Source organism: Azospirillum aestuarii (assembly GCF_016632405.1).
Lineage (GTDB): Bacteria > Pseudomonadota > Alphaproteobacteria > Azospirillales > Azospirillaceae > Azospirillum > Azospirillum aestuarii.
Window position 1 is genome coordinate 35,662 of the sequence record NZ_JAEPIV010000018.1, and the last position, 16,025, is coordinate 51,686.

Below are 16,025 nucleotides of genomic sequence, written 5' to 3' on the forward strand. Positions count from 1 at the left end.
CTCAATGGAGATGCGGGAAGTTCCCGGCTGCCGCTGATCCTGCGCCTCCCGCCGGTCAGTCGTAAGGACCAAGACCTGACGGAAATCCTGTACCATCCCGCGCAGGGTCGCCCGTATCAGGCGCCCGACAGCTCCCGGCGGAAGGCGCGGTCCATCATGGCGGCCACCCGCTCCAGCCTTTCCCGGTCCGCGCCGTCGCGGGCGGCGGCCGACATCCCCATCATCGCGACCACCACCAGATCGGCCAGCGCGTCGGCGCGGTCCGGCGCTTCGGTGGCGATGAAGTCGCGGACCGCGGCGCGGCCCTCCCGCTTGGCCGCATCCGCCAGAGCCTGCGCCTCCGGGTCGGCGCTGTTGCGCGCCCCGTCGAGCACGAGGCACCCCGCCGTTCCGCCCAGACCGGGATAAAGCTCCGCGGCGAGCGCCAATGTCCGCCCGATCACCGCCGCCACGTCGCCGCCCTCCGCCCGCGCCCGCGCGAAGACGTTGGCCTCGCCCGCCGCGTAGCGCCGCAGGGTCCGTTCGAACAGCCCGGCCTTGCTGCCAAAGGCGGCGTAGAAGCTCGGCGGCTTGATGCCCAGTTCGGCGCCCAGCTCGGCCACGCCGACCGCGTCGTATCCCCGGGCGTGGAACAGCCGCATCGCCGTCTCCACCGCCTCGTCCACATCGAAGGAACGCCGCCGTCCGCGCGGCTCCGATTTTTTTGTAGCGACCACTATAAAAAATCCTTGCGCGATGCCGTCCGCTGATTTTATATAGCGACCACTACATTAATTCAAGGAACCGATCATGGGCGACTTCGCGGGAAAGAACATTCTGGTGCTGGGCGGCAGCCGGGGCATCGGCAAGGCCATCGTTGAGCGCTTCGCGGCGGGCGGCGGGCGCGTCGCCTTCACCTACGCCGGTTCGGCGGAGGCCGCGGCGGCGCTGGCAACAGAGTCCGGGGCGGAGGCGATCCGCACCGACAGCGCCGACCGCGACGCGCTGGTCGCCACGGTGGCCGGGCGGGGCGCGCTGGACGTGCTGGTCGTCAACGCCGGGGTCGCGGTCATCGGCGATCCGCTGACCTTCGACCCCGACGCGGTGGACCGCATGATCGACATCAACGTGCGCGGGCCTTACCACGCCGCGGTCGAGGCGGCGCGCCACATGACCGGGCCGGGGCGGATCATCGTCATCGGGTCGGTCAACGGCGACCGCATGCCCTTCGCGGGCGGGGCGGCCTACGCGCTCACAAAATCGGCGGTGCAGGGCATGGTGCGCGGCCTGGCGCGCGATTTCGGGGACCGTGGGATCACCGTCAACGCCATCCAGCCGGGGCCGACCGACAGCGACATGAATCCGGCCGACGGTCCGATGGCCGAGGCCATGCGTGGCTTCATGGCGATCAAGCGTTACGCTCACGCCAGCGAGGTTGCCGAACTGACCGCCTTCGTCGCCGGTCCGCACGGCGCGATGATCACCGGCACGTTCCAGACCATCGACGGCGGCTTCGGAGCCTGACGGCGGCGTCTACGTCGTCTCGCCCCAGCGGTCGCGGAAGACGAGGTCCTCAAGGGGGAGCCGGCTGCGCCAGCCGGCTTTCTCGAGTTCCGGCGTCTCGTGGAAGTGGGAGACGTAGCCGAGGCAGAGATAGGCCACAGGGACGATCCGCTCCGGGATGCCCAGCGCCTCGCGCAGCTTGTCCTCGTGCAGGATGCTGACCCAGCCGACGCCCAGCCCCTCCGCCCGCGCGGCCAGCCAGAGGTTCTGCACCGCGCAGACGCAGGAGTAGAGGTCCATGGTCGGGATGTGCGTGCGCCCCAGCACTACCGGGCCGGAGCGCTCACGGTCGCAGGTGATGCACAGGTTGACCGGCGCCTCGCGGATGCCTTCCAGCTTCAGGCGGCTGTAGAGCGCCTTGCGCTCCCCGGTGAAGAGGGCGGCGGCCTCCTCATTGGCCTGGGAGAAATCGGCGTGGATTTGCGCCTTCACCGCCGGGTCCTGGACGACGATGAAGTTCCAAGGCTGCATGAAGCCCACGGACGGCGCGTGGTGCGCGGCGGTCAGCACGCGGGTCAGCACCGCGTCGGGCACCGGGTCGGGGGCGAACTGCCCGCGCACGTCGCGGCGCGAGAAGATCGCCTTGTAGAGCGCGTCCCGCTCCTCTGGTGCGAAGGCGTGGTCGTTCATGACCCTTTCCGATCCTGATCCGCCGCGATGACGTGGAAGAAGCTGGCGAAGACGCTGCCGCGCCGACCGCCGAGCGGCCCGAGGTCCGACCCGTCCGCCGCCGTGGCGGTGACCAGCGGCTCGTCACTTCCGCGGTCGAGGATCGAGGCGTAATGGAACTCGTGCCCGCGCAGCGCCGTGCCCGCCCGGCCCAGCGGCGTGTCGCCCAGCAGGACGGCGCGGCGGTATCCCAGATGCAGCTTGCGCTTGGCGAACGAGGTCCGCACCCCGAGCAGCCCGAGCATCGGGTGGGTGGTGCCCGCCGCGTCCTCCAGCGACTCGCCCAGCGCCATGTAGCCGCCGCACTCGCCGTAGATCGGGCGCCCGAGCGCGGCGACGCGGTGCATTCCGTCGCGGAAGCGTCCGGCGGCGGCGAGCCGTCCGGCGTGCAGTTCCGGATAGCCGCCGGGCAGATAGACGGCGTCCGCGTCGTCGGGGGGCGCCTCGTCGGCCAGGGGGGAGAAGTGCGTCACCTCGGCGCCCGCCGCGCGCCAGCCCTCCAGCAGATGCGGGTAGACGAAGGTGAAGGCGGCGTCCCGCGCGATGGCGATGCGCTGGCCCAGCGGTGGCAGGGCGGGCGCATAACGTCCTTCCGGCGCGCGGGAAGGGGCCGCCAGTGCGGCCACCCGGTCGAGATCGACATGCTGCGCGATGAAGCGGCCCAGCGCCGCCAGACGCTCCTGAAGGTCCGCCGTCTCCTCCGCCTGGATCAGACCGAGATGGCGTTCGGGCAGAATCACGTCGGGGGTGCGGGGCAGCGAACCGAGGACGGGGATGCCCAGCGCCTCGATGGCGCCGCCGGCCAAGGCGAGGTGGCGCGGGCTGGCGATGTTGTTCAGGATCACCCCGCCGATCCGCACATCGTCGCGATAGCTGGCGAAGCCCTTGACCAGGGCGGCGGCGGATTGCGACTGGCCCTTGGCGTTGACCACCAGGATCACCGGCCAGCCGGTGCGCGCCGCCAGTTCGGAGGTGGCGCCGGTGCCGGTCGCCCCGACGCCCGCCACCCCGTCGAACAGGCCCATCAGGGCCTCGCAGACCAGCAGGTCGGTTCCGTCCCCGGCGCGGCGGGCCAACGAGTCCAGCAGGTCCGGCCCCATCGCCCAGTTGTCGAGGTTGACGCTGGGCCGTCCGGTCGCCGCCTGATGGAAGGCCGGGTCGATGTAGTCCGGCCCCGCCTTCACCGCGCCGACGCGCAGGCCGCGCGCCTTCAGGGCCACCAGCAGCCCCAGCGTGACGGTGGTCTTGCCGGTGCCCGACGCCGGCGCCCCGACGATCAGCCCGCGCGGTGCAGCCTCAGGCATGGGGGCCTCAGCCATGGGGAGCCTCCTTGGGCAGCCAGTCGAGCACGGGGCGCAGCCGCACCACCTCGCCGATCACGATGATGGCCGGGGGCTCCAGTCCGCTCTCCTCCAGATCGGCGACGCAGGTGCCGAGCGAGGTCACCAGCACGCGCTGCCGCTCGGTCGTCGCGTCGGTCACCACGCCGACCGGCGTGTCGGCGGACCGCCCGCCCTCCATCAGGGCGGCGGCGATGCCGGGCAGGCCCTTCCAGGCCATGTAGAGGATCAGCGGCGCGCCCGTCGCGGCCAACGCCTTCCAGTCCGGCCCGCCCGCGCAGGAGTGGCCGGTCGCCAGGATCACCGCCTGGTTCGCCGTGCGGTGGGTGGCCGGGATGCCGGCGTAGGCCGGGCCGGCGAGGCCCGCCGTGATGCCGGGGATGATGCGGAAGGGGATGCCCTGCTCGGCCAGCGCCTGCGCCTCCTCCCCGCCGCGCCCGAACACGAAGGGGTCGCCGCCCTTCAGCCGCAGCACGCGGTGCCCCTCGCGCGCCAGCTCGATCAGGCGGTTGGTGATGTCGTCCTGATGGGCGGAGGGCTTGCCGCCGCGTTTCCCGGCGAACTCCAGCCTTGCCGAGGGCGCCGCCAGCGCCATGATCCGTTCGCCGACCAGCGCGTCATGGACGATCACGTCGGCTTGCCTTAGACCTTGCAGGGCCAACAGGGTCAGCAGGCCGGGATCGCCGGGGCCAGCCCCCGCCAGCCACACGCTGCCGGGCCGGAAGTCGGCCAGTTCCAAAGGAAGAGAAAGGGAGTCGGGCGACGGCTCTGCGGTCATGGACGAGCACTCAGCGACGGAAAACGGTGTGGACGGCGAGGGAAACGGTAACGGCGACGGCAAGGCGCTGCGGCGGGGCTGGACGACGGGCACCTGCGCCACCGCCGCCGCGCGGGCGGCCTGCGGGGCGCTGTTCTCCGGCGACTTTCCCGATCCGGTGACGGTAACCCTGCCCGGCGGCCAGACGCCAGCCTTCGCGCTCGCCTGGACGGACCGCGGCGACGGCTGGGCGGCGGCGGGCGTGGTCAAGGACGCCGGCGACGACCCGGACGTCACCCACGGCGCGCTGATCCGCGCTCGCGTCAGCCGCGCCGCGCCCGGCCAGGGCGTCGTCTTCCGCGCGGGGGAGGGGGTGGGCACGGTGACCCGCCCCGGCCTGCCGGTCCCGGTCGGCGAACCCGCCATCAACCCGGTGCCCCGCGCGATGATCCGCCAAGCGGTCGCGGAGGCCGCGGCGCTGGCCGCCGAGGCCCCCGACATCGTGGTCGAAGTCTCGGTCGAGAATGGGGAGGCGCTGGCCCGCCGCACCATGAACCCGCGTCTGGGCATCCTCGGCGGCCTGTCGATCCTGGGGACGACGGGGATCGTCGTGCCCTATTCCTGCGCGGCCTGGATCGCCTCGATCCAGCGCGGCGTCGACGTGGCGCGGGCGGCGGGGCTGAGCCACGTCGCGGCCTGCACCGGGGATACCTCGGAAAAGGCGGTCGTCGCGCGCTACGGCCTGCCGGAGCACGCGCTGCTCGACATGGGGGATTTCGCGGGGGGCACGCTGAAGTACCTGCGCCGCCACCCGATCCCGCGCCTGACCTTGTGCGGCGGCTTCGCCAAGTTCGGCAAGCTGGCGCGCGGCCTGCTCGACCTGCATTCCAAGCGCGGCAGCGTCGATCTCGACTGGCTGGCCGACCGCATGGCCGAACTGGGCGCCGCTCCGGACACCGTGGCCGAGGCCCGCGCCGCCAACACCGCCGCGCAGGTCCTGGCCATCGCCAAAGAGGCCGGCCTGCCGCTGGCCGACCGTGTGGCGGCGCTGGCCCAGCGCACGGCGCTGGACACGCTCGACGGCGCCCCCGTTGCGGTCGAGGTGCTGGTCACCGACCGCCAGGGCAACATCGTCGGAACGTCCGGGTGGAGCGCCCTTTAGTCCCCTCTCCCCTCTGGGGAGAGGGTTAGGGTGAGGGGGTTCAGGGGGGACCGGAACGTTCGGCAACCGCCGGACCCCCTCACCCCGCCCCTCTCCCCGCTTTCGGCGGACCAAAGGTCCGCCTGTCGCGTCAGCGCAAACGTTGTTTGCGCGTAAGCGGAGGGGAGAGGGAGAAAAGAGCCTTCTCACTCCCCCAGCCCTCGATAGCGGCGCACATGCGACCCGTCGTAGAGCGCGCTGCACCGGAAATCCTCCACCCCCAGCGCCGGGCCGACCAGGATCAGGGCGGTGCGCTCCATCGGCGACTCCGCCACCTGGGCGGCGATGTCCGCCAGCGTGCCGCGCAGCACCCGCTCCTCCGGCCAACTCGCCCGGTAGACCACCGCCGCCGGGCATTCCGCGCCGTAGAGCGGGGTCAGCCGCTCCACCACCCGGTCGATGACGTGGATCGACAGGTGGATGGCCAGCGTGGCGCCCGAGCGTCCCAGCACCTCAAGCGTCTCGTTCGCCGGCATGGCCGAGGCGCGGCCCTCCGTCCGTGTCAAAATCAGCGTCTGGCTGACCTCCGGCAGGGTCAGTTCCCGCCCCAACGCGGCCGAGGCCGCGGCGAAGGCCGGCACGCCCGGCGTGATGTCGTAGGGGATGCCCAGTTCGCGCAGCGCCCGCGTCTGCTCGCCGAGCGCGCTGTAGACCGAAAGGTCGCCGGAATGCAGCCGGGCCACGTCCTGCCCGGCTTCATGCGCCGTTTTGAACTCGGCGACGATCTGGTCGAGCGTCATCGGGGCGGTGTCGACGATCCGGGCGCCCGGCGGAGCGTGGGCGATGATCTCCTTGGGCACCAGCGACCCGGCGTAGAGGCAGACCGGGCAGGACGCGATCAGGTCGCGCCCGCGCAGGGTCAGCAGGTCGGGCGCGCCCGGTCCGGCGCCTATGAAATGCACGGTCATGCGAAACAATCCCTGGAAATCGCCAGCGCGCAGGTGGCGCGCGGGGTGGAACGGCGCGGCAGCAGAATGGTGGACCCCGGTCCGGCGGCGGTCAGCGCCGCGGCCTCGGCGACCGAGGCGACGCCCACAGCGGCCTCGACGCGGGTCGAGCGGGTTTGCACCCGGTCCTGAACCGCGGCCAACGCTGAATCGTCAACGAACCGGAGCGGCAGGGCGAGCAGACGCGCCGCCTCCGCCACCCCGGCTTCGTTGCGCTTGCGCATCGGTGCCGCCAGTTGCACGGCGCGGCGTGCGTCGTCGTCCAGAGCGGCCTCATCGAAGGCGGCGCGGAGCAGCCCGGCGATCTCATCACCGGGGCAGCCCGCCCGGCAACCGATGCCCGCCGCGATGATTGGAGCCGCCGTCACAGTGGCTTCTCCGCCAGCCACAGCGTCACGGGCATCAGTGGGCGCCAGCCGGTGAAGCCGCCGATCGGGGCGGCGCGGCTGACGGCGATCTGCGACAACTGCCCGCCCAGCCGCTTGTGCGTGGCGATCAGCATCGCCTCGCTCTCCAGAGTGACGGCGTTGGCGACGATCCGCCCGCCGGGCTTCAGCGCCGACCAGCAGGCGTCCAGCACGCCGTCGTTGGTCAGCCCGCCGCCAATGAACACGGCGTCCGGCTGCGGCAGCCCGCCCAGCGCTTCCGGCGCCTTGCCGCGCACCAGCTCCAGCCCCGGCACGCCGAAGGCGGCGGCGTTGGCCGGGATGCGGGCGGCGCGGTCGGCCTTGTGCTCCACGGCGATGGCGCGGTTGGCCGGGTCGCTCAGCATCCATTCGACGCCGATGGAGCCGGAGCCGGCGCCGATGTCCCACAGCAGCTCGCCGCGGCGCGGGGCCAGCCAGGACAGGGTGACGGCGCGGATTTCCCGCTTGGTGATCTGGCCGTCATGCTCGAACCAGTCGTCGGGCAGGCCCGGCGTGCGGGGCAGGGGGCGGGCGCCCGGGGCGGTGACGCACTCCAGCGCCAGCGTGTTCAGGTCGGCCACCCGCTCCGCCGACCACTCTTCCGCCGTCGCAACGATGCGGCGCTCGCGCGGGCCGCCCATGGATTCCAGAGCCGTCAGGCGCGACGGTCCGAAGCCGCGCGCCATCAGCAGCGCCGCCAGCTTGGCCGGGGTCGTTCCGTCCCAGCACAGGACCAGCAGCCGCGCGCCCGGTTGGAGATGCGGAATGACCAGTTCCAATGGGCGGCCGTGCACGGTCAGCGTGCCGCAGTCCTGCAACGGCCAGCCCAGGCGGGCGGCGGCGAGGCTGAAGGATGACGGAGCCGGAACGATCGACAGTTCCTCAACCGGAACGAGTTTCGACAGGGTGGCGCCGATGCCGTACCAGGACGGATCGCCGCTCGCCAGCACGCAGACCCGTTGGCCGCGCCGCTCCAGCAGGGTGGGGTAGGCGTCCGAAAGGGGGGAGGGCCAGCGCAGCCGCTCCTGTCCGGCGGTTTCGGGCACCAGCGCCAGATGGCGGGCGCCGCCGACCAGCAGGTCCGCCCCGTCCACCAGCGCGCGGGCGGCGGGCGACAGACCGTCCCACCCGTCCTCGCCGATGCCGACGACGCTCAGCCAGCGCCCCGGTCCTGTGCTATTCATGGCGCTCTCCAGGGAGGACATGCATGAAGGCGCTGATTCTGGGCGGCACCACCGAGGCCACGGCGCTGGCCCGCTTGCTCAGCGGCCATCCGCGCATCGACGCGGCGGTGTCGCTGGCCGGGCGCACCAAGCAGCCGGTCCTGCCGCCCTTGCCGACCCGCATCGGCGGCTTCGGCGGCGTGGACGGGCTGGCCGCGCATCTCGTGGAGAACGGCATCGGCGCGGTGGTGGACGCCACGCATCCCTTCGCCGACCAGATCTCCGCCAACGCCGCGGCGGCCTGCGCGCGGGCAGGCGTGCCGCTGCTGGTGCTGACCCGCAAGCCGTGGGAGCCGGGGGAGGGCGATTGCTGGATCGTCGTGCCGGACATGGAGGCCGCCGCCGAGGCGCTGCGCCCGCTCGGTGAAAACGTCTTCCTGACCATCGGCCGGCAGGAGGTCGCGGTGTTCGAGGCGGTGCCGGACAAGCGCTATGTGATCCGCGCCGTCGATCCGCCGGAACCGGCGCCGAACCTGTCGGATTATCGCCTGATTCTCGACCGTGGCCCCTTCACCCTGGAAGGGGAGTGCGCCCTGCTGGAAAAGCACCGGGTGGATGTCGTCGTCAGCAAGAACAGCGGCGGAAGTGCCACGGAAGCGAAGCTGGAGGCGGCGCGTCGCCGGGGCATTCCCGTGGTGATGGTGGAGCGACCGCCCGGCAATGGTGTGGCCGAGGTGCATGGTGCTGGGGCGGCTTTGGACTGGTTGGAGGGGCAGTCGAGTCGGGCCCCCCTCCCGACCTCCCCCCGCTGCGCAGGGGGAGGAGCAGATTCCCTCCCCTGCGGAGCGGGGGAGGGTTAGGGTGGGGGCCCGTTTCGACACCGCCCTCACCCCCGCACCGCATAGCTGCGCGGCGTGTAGACCCACGGCTGCGCACCGTCGCGCGGCACCAGCCGGGTGTGCGAGGCGCCGATGATGACGCAGGTCCGCATGTCGGCCTGCGCCGCGTCGACCGAACCCAGCGTCGTGATCGTCAGCGCCTCGTCGGGGCGGCCGACCGCTTGGGCCAGGATCACCGGCGTTTCGGCTGAGCGGAGGTCGCGCAACGCGTCGAAGGCGGCGCCGAGTTGCCAGGGGCGGGCGCGGCTGATCGGGTTGTAGAGCGCGATCACGAAATCCGCCTCCGCCGCCAGACGCAGGCGCTTCAGCACCACCTCCCACGGCTTCAGATTGTCGGACAGCGAGATGGCGCAGAAATCATGGCCGAGCGGCGCGCCGGCCCGCGCCGCCGCCCCCTGCATCGCGGAAATGCCGGGATCGACCGACAGAGCCACGCGGTGCCATTCCGGGGGCGCGGCCGGATCGTCCAGCGCCTCGAACACGGCGGCGGCCATGGCGAAGATTCCGGGGTCGCCGCCCGACACCACCGCCACCCGGCGGCCCTCCGCCGCCAGTTGCAGCGCGTAGCGGGCGCGGTCCAACTCCACCCGGTTGTCGGAGGCATGGCGCACCTGCGCCCCCGGCGGCACGCGGTCCACATAGGGGAAATAGCCGACGAGGTCGGTCGCCTCCGCCAAATCGCGCCGGGCCTCCGGGGTCAGCCAGTCCTCGGTGCCGGGGCCGAGACCCACCACCTTCAACCATCCGGCGTGCGGATCGGCGGTCATCGCCGCAGCCCCTCGCCGGGGATGACGATCTGCGAAAAATAGGGGGCCGTCTCCGGCGCCTCGCGGAAGGGCATCACGCGCTGGTCGGCCATGCTCGCCCGCTCGATGTACCAGGCGCGGTCGGCCAGCCCGGCGGCCTCCACGGCGCGGCGGACCTTCGGCAGGTTCTGGCCCAGCTTCATGATGACGGCGGCGTCGGCATTGCGCAGGGCGTGCAGCAGCGCCTCCTCCCCCAGCGTGCCGGGGATGACGGCCAGCACGTCGTCGCGCAGGGTCAGCGGGCGCGGCAGCAGCGAGGCGCTGCACATCATCGAGGTCACGCCCGGCACCACCTCTGTCGGGAAGCGCGAGGCCAGCCGCAGGAACAGGTGCATGAAGCTGCCGTAGAAGAAGGCGTCGCCCTCGTTCAGCGCGGCGATGGAGCGCCCGGCGGCGAGATGCTCGGCCAGCCGCTCGGCGGACTCGTCGAAGAAGGCTTCGATCTGGCGGCCGTAGTCGGGGTGGCTGGGCGGCAACTCAACCGTCACCGGATAGACCATCGGCAGCTCGATGTGCTCCGCCGTGATGCAGCCGTCGGCGATGCGCCGGGCCTGACCGGAGGTGCCGCGCTTGCAGAAATAGGCGACCACCGGGCAGGCGCCGATGGTGCGCATGGCGCGCACGGTCATCAGGTCCGGATCGCCGGGGCCGACGCTGACGCCGTAGAGGGTGCCGGTGGAGATGCCGGTGGGGGGAGTGTTGTTGCTCATTCCACGTCGCTCGCCATGGCGTTGACCGCCGCCGCCGCCATGGCGCTGCCGCCGCGCCGGCCCTTGATCGCCAGGAAGGGCAGGCCGAAGGGCGCCTCGGCCAGCGCGTCCTTGCTTTCCGCCGCACCGACGAAGCCCACCGGGAAGCCGAGCACCGCCGCCGGCTTCGGCGCACCGTCGCGGATCATCTCCAGCAGCTTGAACAGGGCGGTCGGCGCGTTGCCGATGGCGACGACGGAACCGGCCAGCCGAGGCACCCACAGCTCCAGCGCGGCGGCAGAACGGGTGTTCTCGACCTGTTTGGCAAGCTCCGGCACCGCCGGGTCGCGCAGGGTGCAGACGACGGGGTTGTCGGCCGGCAGGCGCGCCCGCGTGATGCCGTGGGCGACCATCTCGCTGTCGCAGAGGATCGCCGCCCCGCCGCGCAGAGCCGCCCGCGCCGCCGTCCCCACGTCGGGTGAGAACATCAGGTCCTGCGCCGCGTCCACCATGCCGCAGGCGTGGATGACGCGCACCGCCACCGGCTTCAGGTCGTCGGGGATGGCCGACAGGTCGGCCTCCGCCCGGATGGTGGCGAAGGACTGGCGGTAGATGGCCGCTCCATCGCGGATGTAGTCGTAAAGCGGCTCAGCGGACACAGGACAACTCCTCAACAGACAGATCGGCCTCAGACAAAGAGGCAACGGCGGTGACAGCCTCGGACGGCGTCAGGCCGGACCGCCAGGGCGCGCCGCCGGGGGCGGCGTTCAGCGCGACGTCGTAGACGCCCTCCCGCGCGGTCAGCGTGACATCCGCCGCGCCGGGATGGGCGCAGCCCTTCGCGCAACCGGAGACATGCACCATCCGCACCGCCTCCAGCAAGCCCGCCGCGCGCGCCGCGATGGCGAGGCCGTCCGCGTGGGTGTCGGTGGTGCCGACGTCGCAGCCGGTGACGCCGCTGCAGGCGGTGAGTTTCAGCCGGATGTCATGGTGGTCGAGGATGCCGCCGAGGGCGGTGGCTTTCTCCGCGGCGCCGTCCTGCGGGGCGGCCAGCAGCAGGGCGCGCCAGGGGGTGATGCGGATCTCGTGGGTGAGGGCGGCCAGCGCTTCCAGTCGGTCGACGTCGAGGCGGCCGAAGGGGAAGGCGACGCCCAGCCATGAAACAGGGGGCCAGGAGGGTTGGCGGCCGAGGAAGTGTCGCGTGGGTGGCGTTTGCCCCCACCCTGACCCTCCCCCGCTCTCGGCGGACCGAAGGTCCGCCTGCCGCGTCAGCGCAAACCTTTGGTTTGCGCGAGAGCTTCGCAGGGGAGGGGATGAGGTTTGCGGGGGGGGAATCTCCCTCCCCTGCCCAGCGGGGGAGGGAAGGGGCCCATGCGCAGCATGGGAAGGGTAGGGGCAAGACAGCAGCCCGGACACCCGCTCCCGCAGCACCTCCACCCCCAGCGCCTTGACCAGCCCGGCCATACGCCGCGGTGGCTCGGCCAGCGTCTGGCGAAGCTCCAGAAAGGCCAGCGCCAGCGCCGCCGCAAGCTCCACCAGATCGTCGGGGCGGCAGTGGCCCAGCACCGCGGCTCCCTCGAACGTCCCGCCCAGCCCGACGCGGAACAGCGGCCCGTCCACCGCGTCGAAGCGCACGTCGGTGCTGCTGTCGAACAGGGGGGCCTGCCCGCCGCCGTCGATCAGCCAGCCGAACTTCGGCGGCAGCCGGTGGAGGTCCCGGTCGGCCGCCAGCCGGGCGTCGAGCGCCAGGGCGTTGGGGCGCACGTCCAGCACCGCCGTCCCGTCCAGCCCGGCGGTGGGGGAGGTCAGCACGTTGCGCACCGCCTCGCTCTCGGCGTCCTCCGAGACGTAGCCGAGCGCGCGAAGCTCCGCGATCAGCGCCGCCATGTCCGCAGCGGCGACGCCGCGCAGTTGCAGGTTGCCGCGGTGGCTGAGATCGACCAGACCGTTGCCGTAACGACGCCCCAGTTCCGCGATCCGCTTCGCCGAAGCGGCGGGAAGCACCCCGGCGGGGACGCGCACGCGGACCAGCAGCCCGTCGCCGACCTCCATGGGGGCCAGGACGCCGGGGCACATGCCGCGCCGGCGGGGAGGGTTGCGCGGCAGGGCATTGCAGGGCTGGTTGATCGCGCTCATGCGGACATCTCCTTGCGGCGGCGCAGATCGTCGCCCGTCGAATTGCGGCGTGGGTGCCAGAGACCGCGGTCCAGGGCCTCGGTCAACCGGTCCAGGATATGCCGGGCGGCGGCCGGATTGGACTGCGCCAGGAAGTCCCACACCCGCTGGTCGTCCACATAGGCATCGTACAACTGGTCGAAATGGTGGGGCCGCACCGCCGTGGTGGTCGCGGCGAAGGCGAACAGCGTGTCCACGCTGGCCGCCAGTTCCCCGGCGCCGCGGTAGCCGTGGCGCATCATGCCGTCGATCCAGCGCGGGTTGGCCGCCCGGCCGCGCAGCACGCGGGCGATCTCCTCGCCCAGCGTGCGGACGGTCAGGCTTTCCGGCTCGGAGCTGTCGAGGTGGTAGAGTGCCGGGTCGTTGTCGACCAAGGCGGCGGCGGCGGAGAAGCCGCCCTCATACTGCATGAATCCGTCGGTGGAGAGGACATCATGCTCCCGCTGGTCCTGGTGGTGGACGAGCGCGTCGGCCCCGCCGATGCGGCGACGGAACAGGCTGGGCAGCGGAACGCCCTCCAACCCCTTGCCGTAGGCGTGGCAGCTTCCCTCCAGATAGGCGGCGCCGAAGTCGGCCCGCGCGGCCCAGTCGCCCCGCGCGATCATGCCGGGCAGCGCCGTGCCGTAAGCGCCGGGAGCGGCGCCGAACACCCGCGCACTGGCCCAGCGCTCCGCATCCGCCGCCGGGGTGCCGGTGATTTCCAGCTCGGCGCGGTCGGCGCGGAGGGCCGCGGCGACGGGATTCACGTTGTCGGGTTCGTCCTCCGCCATCACGGCGCGGACGGCCTGATCGAACAGGGCGATCTGCTGCGGGAAGACGTCGCGGAACAGGCCGGAGATGCGCAGCGTCACGTCCACCCGCGGGCGGCCCAGCACGCTGGCGGGCATCACCTCGAAGCCGGTGACCCGGCCGGAGCCGTTCTCCCACAGCGGACGCACGCCGAGCAGCGCCATGGCCTGGGCCAGCTCGTCGCCGCCGGTGCGCATGGCGGGGGTGCCCCAGCAATCCACCACCAGCCGCTTCGGCCAGTCGCCGTGGTCCTGGAGATAGCGGGTGATCAGCGCGTCCGCCGCCTGCCAGCCCAGCGTCCAGGCGGTCGGCGTCGGCACGCCGCGCGGGTCGAGCGCGTAGAGATTCCGTCCGGTGGGCAGCGTGTCGGCCCGCCCCCGCGCCGGGGAACCGCCGGGGCCGGGCTTCACGAACCGCCCGTCCAGCCCGTCGAGCAGGGCGGCCATCTCCGCCTCGCCGCAGGCGTCCAGTGCCGGGGCGACGTCCTCCGCCGTGCCGAAGCGGGCGACGGCGGCGAGCAGGCGGGCGCGGCGCTCCGGCTCCGGCGTGGTGCCGAAGACGTGCAGCCCGTCGCGGATCTGCATCTCCTTGATGTCGCAGAGATGGGCGTCGAGGCGGCTGAGGATGGCGTCGGGGTCGTCGTCGGGCCGCAGGTTGCAGTCGGCGGCGACGCCGGAACTCCAGGCGAGGTCCAGGATGGTCTGCCGCAGCGTGCCCAGCCGCCGCGGGTCCAGCCCGGTCGCCATTGAATATTCGTCGATGGCCGTTTCAAGCTCGGCGAGGTCGCCGTGCAGCCCGGCCTCGACCGGCGGCGGGGTCAGGTGGCCGATCAGCACGGCGCCCAGCCGGCGGCGCGCCTGCACGCCCTCGCCGGGGTTGTTGACGATGAAGGGGTAGAGGCAGGGCAGGGGACCGGCGACGATCTCCGGCCAGCACTCGGCGGACAGGGCCACGGCCTTGCCCGGCAGCCATTCCAGCGTCCCGTGCGCCCCCACCTGCACCAGCGCGTGGACGCCCAGGGCATGGCGGAGCCAGAGGTGGAAGGCGACATAGCCGTGGCTGGGCGGTGTCTCCGGGTCGTGGTGCTGGGTGGTGGTCAGCGGGCCGTGGCCGCGGCTCGGCTGCACGGCGACGGTGGCGTTGCCGCAGGCCAGCACCGTGAAACGGAAGGCCGCGCCGTCGGAACGCGGGTCGGCCTCCTCGTCGCCCCAACATGCTGCGATGCTGGCGCGGGCCTCGGCGGGGGCGAGGCGGCGGTAGTCCTCCAGGCTCAGCGCGGCGGTCGTGCCGCCGGTCAGCGCCTCCATCAGGGCTGCGGAACCGGCGGGAAGCCTGTCCAGCGTGTAGCCCTCGGCGCGCAGCCGCGCCAAGATGCCGACGACGCTCGCCGGGGTGTCGAGGCCGACCGCGTGGCCGATGCCGCCGCCCGGCCCCGGATAGTCGGACAGCACCAGCGCGACTTTCCGTTCGGCGCGCGGGGTGGCGCCCAGGCGCACCCAGGCGGCGGCCAGATCGGCGGCGAAGGCCACGCGGTCGGGCACCGGGCGGATCAACGTCGGGGCGAACTCCAGATCGGGGTCCAGCGCCCCTTCGGCCTTGAAGGCGATAGCGCGGGTCAGGATGCGCCCGTCCATCTCCGGCAGCACGACGTTCATGGCGAGGTCGGACGGCCCCATGCCGCGGGCGGAACCGCGCCAGCCCTCCTCGGGCGTGGTGGACAGCACGGCCTGCAACACTGGCGTGCCGTTGGCCTCCAGCGGCGACCCGTCCTCGCGCGCCGCCGAGAAGCCGGTCAGGTTCAGCATGACGGCGGCGTCGCGGGCGGTCAGGGTGGCGCGCATCCAGGCGGCGCAGTCCGGCTCCTTCAGGCTCGCCACGAACAGCGGCAGCGGGGCGAGGCCGCGCGCGGCCAGCGCGTCGCACAGCGCGTGCACCGGCTCCAGATCGCCGGCCAGCAGGTGGGAGCGGTAGAAGACGACCGGCGCGCAGGGGCCGGTGACGTGGCCGGACCACCCTTCATAGACGCCGAAGCGCGGCACGGGCGCCGGCTCGCGCCAGGGGCGCTCCTGCCCGGCCAGCGTTGCGGCGTAGGCCAGCAGGTTGGCCATGTTGTCCGGTCCGCCCTCGGTGAATCCGCGCCACAGCCGTTGCGTGGCCTCGGCCGGAACGGTGCCGTAGCCTTCCAGGGCGGGGTTCGGCTGGGCGCAGCCGGGCAGCACGGCCAGCGCCACCCCGGATTCCCGGCAGGCGGCGGCGACATGGTCCAGCCCATAGCGCCAGTAGCCCGCCCCGCCGAGCAGCCGCAGCACGACCAGCTTCGCCTTGCGGATCACGGAGTCGACGTAGAGGTCCACCGACAGCGGGTGCCCCAGCCGCGCGAGATTCGCCAGCCGCAGCGTCGGCAGCGTGTCGCGGTGGCGCTTCCAACAGGCGGCGAGCGCCGTCAGGTCGCTGTCGGAGAAGGACAGAACGACAAGGTCCGCCGGGCTCTGCCCCAGGTCCACGGCCTGGGGGCCGGCGTCGAGGTCTTCCTGGCGGGCGGCGAGTAGGTGCATGGACTACAGCTTTAAAAGAAGTCCCCTCTCCCCTCTGGGGAGAGGGTTAGGGTGAGGGGGGTGTGCTTGTGCCGGACGTAGCGCCA

General features: G+C 72.6%; 15 protein-coding genes. 3 read left to right on the forward strand and 12 right to left on the reverse strand.

Annotation, left to right across the window (positions count from 1 at the left end; genetic code table 11):
- Positions 1 to 116: 116 nt before the first annotated feature.
- Positions 117 to 716 carry a TetR/AcrR family transcriptional regulator gene (locus JJL56_RS23580; RefSeq protein WP_345772626.1) on the reverse strand — a complete coding sequence of 200 codons (600 nt, stop codon included), beginning with the start codon at positions 714 to 716 and terminating at the stop codon, positions 117 to 119.
- A gap of 73 nt (positions 717 to 789) precedes the next feature.
- Here JJL56_RS23580 and bdcA point away from each other — a divergent pair, with 73 nt between their 5' ends.
- A complete protein-coding gene (gene bdcA / locus JJL56_RS23585; RefSeq protein WP_200486514.1) occupies positions 790 to 1,503 on the forward strand; it encodes an SDR family oxidoreductase in 714 nt (237 codons plus the stop codon).
- Between the two features lie 9 nt (positions 1,504 to 1,512).
- Here the strand turns inward: bdcA and bluB are convergent, their stop codons facing one another.
- The 3 genes from bluB to cobA are packed head-to-tail and all read right to left on the reverse strand — an operon-like array spanning position 1,513 to position 4,329.
- The gene (gene bluB / locus JJL56_RS23590; protein WP_145627431.1) at positions 1,513 to 2,172 is read right to left on the reverse strand and encodes a 5,6-dimethylbenzimidazole synthase; all 660 of its coding nucleotides are present in this window, start codon (positions 2,170 to 2,172) and stop codon (positions 1,513 to 1,515) included.
- Positions 2,169 to 3,530 carry a cobyrinic acid a,c-diamide synthase CobB gene (locus JJL56_RS23595; RefSeq protein ID WP_247891212.1) on the reverse strand — a complete coding sequence of 454 codons (1,362 nt, stop codon included), beginning with the start codon at positions 3,528 to 3,530 and terminating at the stop codon, positions 2,169 to 2,171. The genes bluB and JJL56_RS23595 overlap by 4 nt, the downstream gene beginning before the upstream one ends.
- A complete protein-coding gene (gene cobA, locus JJL56_RS23600; protein WP_200486515.1) occupies positions 3,523 to 4,329 on the reverse strand; it encodes a uroporphyrinogen-III C-methyltransferase in 807 nt (268 codons plus the stop codon). Before cobA ends, JJL56_RS23595 begins: the two co-directional genes overlap by 8 nt.
- Here cobA and JJL56_RS23605 point away from each other — a divergent pair.
- Positions 4,328 to 5,470, forward strand: coding sequence for a cobalt-precorrin-5B (C(1))-methyltransferase (locus JJL56_RS23605; protein WP_200486516.1), 1,143 nt, complete (start codon positions 4,328 to 4,330; stop codon positions 5,468 to 5,470). The genes cobA and JJL56_RS23605 overlap by 2 nt on opposite strands.
- Positions 5,471 to 5,655: 185 nt before the next feature.
- Here JJL56_RS23605 and cobM read toward each other — a convergent pair whose 3' ends face one another.
- Genes cobM through cbiE form a run of 3 tightly spaced genes read right to left on the reverse strand, consistent with a single transcriptional unit; the run spans position 5,656 to position 8,047 of the window.
- Positions 5,656 to 6,417 carry a precorrin-4 C(11)-methyltransferase gene (gene cobM, locus JJL56_RS23610; protein ID WP_145627427.1) on the reverse strand — a complete coding sequence of 254 codons (762 nt, stop codon included), beginning with the start codon at positions 6,415 to 6,417 and terminating at the stop codon, positions 5,656 to 5,658.
- Entirely contained in the window at positions 6,414 to 6,824 is a 411-nt protein-coding gene (locus JJL56_RS23615) for a cobalamin biosynthesis protein (RefSeq protein ID WP_200486517.1), read from the reverse strand. The genes cobM and JJL56_RS23615 overlap by 4 nt, the downstream gene beginning before the upstream one ends.
- Positions 6,821 to 8,047, reverse strand: coding sequence for a precorrin-6y C5,15-methyltransferase (decarboxylating) subunit CbiE (gene cbiE / locus JJL56_RS23620; RefSeq protein ID WP_200486518.1), 1,227 nt, complete (start codon positions 8,045 to 8,047; stop codon positions 6,821 to 6,823). The genes JJL56_RS23615 and cbiE overlap by 4 nt, the downstream gene beginning before the upstream one ends.
- Positions 8,048 to 8,070: 23 nt before the next feature.
- On the opposite strand from cbiE, the gene JJL56_RS23625 reads away from it, so the two are divergent.
- Positions 8,071 to 8,886, forward strand: a complete 816-nt coding sequence (locus JJL56_RS23625) for a cobalt-precorrin-6A reductase (protein WP_247889555.1) — start codon at positions 8,071 to 8,073, stop codon at positions 8,884 to 8,886.
- Positions 8,887 to 8,912: 26 nt separating this feature from the next.
- On the opposite strand, the gene cobJ is transcribed toward JJL56_RS23625, so the two are convergent.
- From cobJ to cobN, 5 genes are read right to left on the reverse strand one after another with little or no spacing between them, the layout of a single operon-like run.
- A complete protein-coding gene (cobJ, locus tag JJL56_RS23630) occupies positions 8,913 to 9,692 on the reverse strand; it encodes a precorrin-3B C(17)-methyltransferase (RefSeq protein ID WP_145627423.1) in 780 nt (259 codons plus the stop codon).
- Positions 9,689 to 10,441 (reverse strand): precorrin-2 C(20)-methyltransferase, encoded by a 753-nt coding sequence (locus tag JJL56_RS23635; protein ID WP_145627421.1) that lies wholly within the window; start codon positions 10,439 to 10,441, stop codon positions 9,689 to 9,691. The genes cobJ and JJL56_RS23635 overlap by 4 nt, the downstream gene beginning before the upstream one ends.
- Positions 10,438 to 11,079 (reverse strand): precorrin-8X methylmutase, encoded by a 642-nt coding sequence (locus tag JJL56_RS23640; protein WP_200486519.1) that lies wholly within the window; start codon positions 11,077 to 11,079, stop codon positions 10,438 to 10,440. Before JJL56_RS23640 ends, JJL56_RS23635 begins: the two co-directional genes overlap by 4 nt.
- A complete protein-coding gene (cobG, locus tag JJL56_RS23645; RefSeq protein WP_200486520.1) occupies positions 11,069 to 12,556 on the reverse strand; it encodes a precorrin-3B synthase in 1,488 nt (495 codons plus the stop codon). Before cobG ends, JJL56_RS23640 begins: the two co-directional genes overlap by 11 nt.
- Positions 12,553 to 15,939 carry a cobaltochelatase subunit CobN gene (gene cobN / locus JJL56_RS23650; RefSeq protein WP_200486521.1) on the reverse strand — a complete coding sequence of 1,129 codons (3,387 nt, stop codon included), beginning with the start codon at positions 15,937 to 15,939 and terminating at the stop codon, positions 12,553 to 12,555. Before cobN ends, cobG begins: the two co-directional genes overlap by 4 nt.
- Between the last annotated feature and the right edge of the window lie 86 nt (positions 15,940 to 16,025).

What these genes read in the sequence shown, in the direction of transcription:
- JJL56_RS23605 (WP_200486516.1), top strand. Translation starts at nt 4,328, where the DNA reads ATGGACGAGCACTCAGCGACGGAAAACGGTGTGGACGGCGAGGGAAAC.
- JJL56_RS23635 (WP_145627421.1), bottom strand. Translation starts at nt 10,441, where the DNA reads ATGAGCAACAACACTCCCCCCACCGGCATCTCCACCGGCACCCTCTAC.
- bdcA (WP_200486514.1), top strand. Translation starts at nt 790, where the DNA reads ATGGGCGACTTCGCGGGAAAGAACATTCTGGTGCTGGGCGGCAGCCGG.
- cobN (WP_200486521.1), bottom strand. Translation starts at nt 15,939, where the DNA reads ATGCACCTACTCGCCGCCCGCCAGGAAGACCTCGACGCCGGCCCCCAG.
- JJL56_RS23625 (WP_247889555.1), top strand. Translation starts at nt 8,071, where the DNA reads ATGAAGGCGCTGATTCTGGGCGGCACCACCGAGGCCACGGCGCTGGCC.
- cobA (WP_200486515.1), bottom strand. Translation starts at nt 4,329, where the DNA reads ATGACCGCAGAGCCGTCGCCCGACTCCCTTTCTCTTCCTTTGGAACTG.
- cobJ (WP_145627423.1), bottom strand. Translation starts at nt 9,692, where the DNA reads ATGACCGCCGATCCGCACGCCGGATGGTTGAAGGTGGTGGGTCTCGGC.
- bluB (WP_145627431.1), bottom strand. Translation starts at nt 2,172, where the DNA reads ATGAACGACCACGCCTTCGCACCAGAGGAGCGGGACGCGCTCTACAAG.
- cobG (WP_200486520.1), bottom strand. Translation starts at nt 12,556, where the DNA reads ATGAGCGCGATCAACCAGCCCTGCAATGCCCTGCCGCGCAACCCTCCC.
- cbiE (WP_200486518.1), bottom strand. Translation starts at nt 8,047, where the DNA reads ATGAATAGCACAGGACCGGGGCGCTGGCTGAGCGTCGTCGGCATCGGC.
- JJL56_RS23595 (WP_247891212.1), bottom strand. Translation starts at nt 3,530, where the DNA reads ATGGCTGAGGCCCCCATGCCTGAGGCTGCACCGCGCGGGCTGATCGTC.
- cobM (WP_145627427.1), bottom strand. Translation starts at nt 6,417, where the DNA reads ATGACCGTGCATTTCATAGGCGCCGGACCGGGCGCGCCCGACCTGCTG.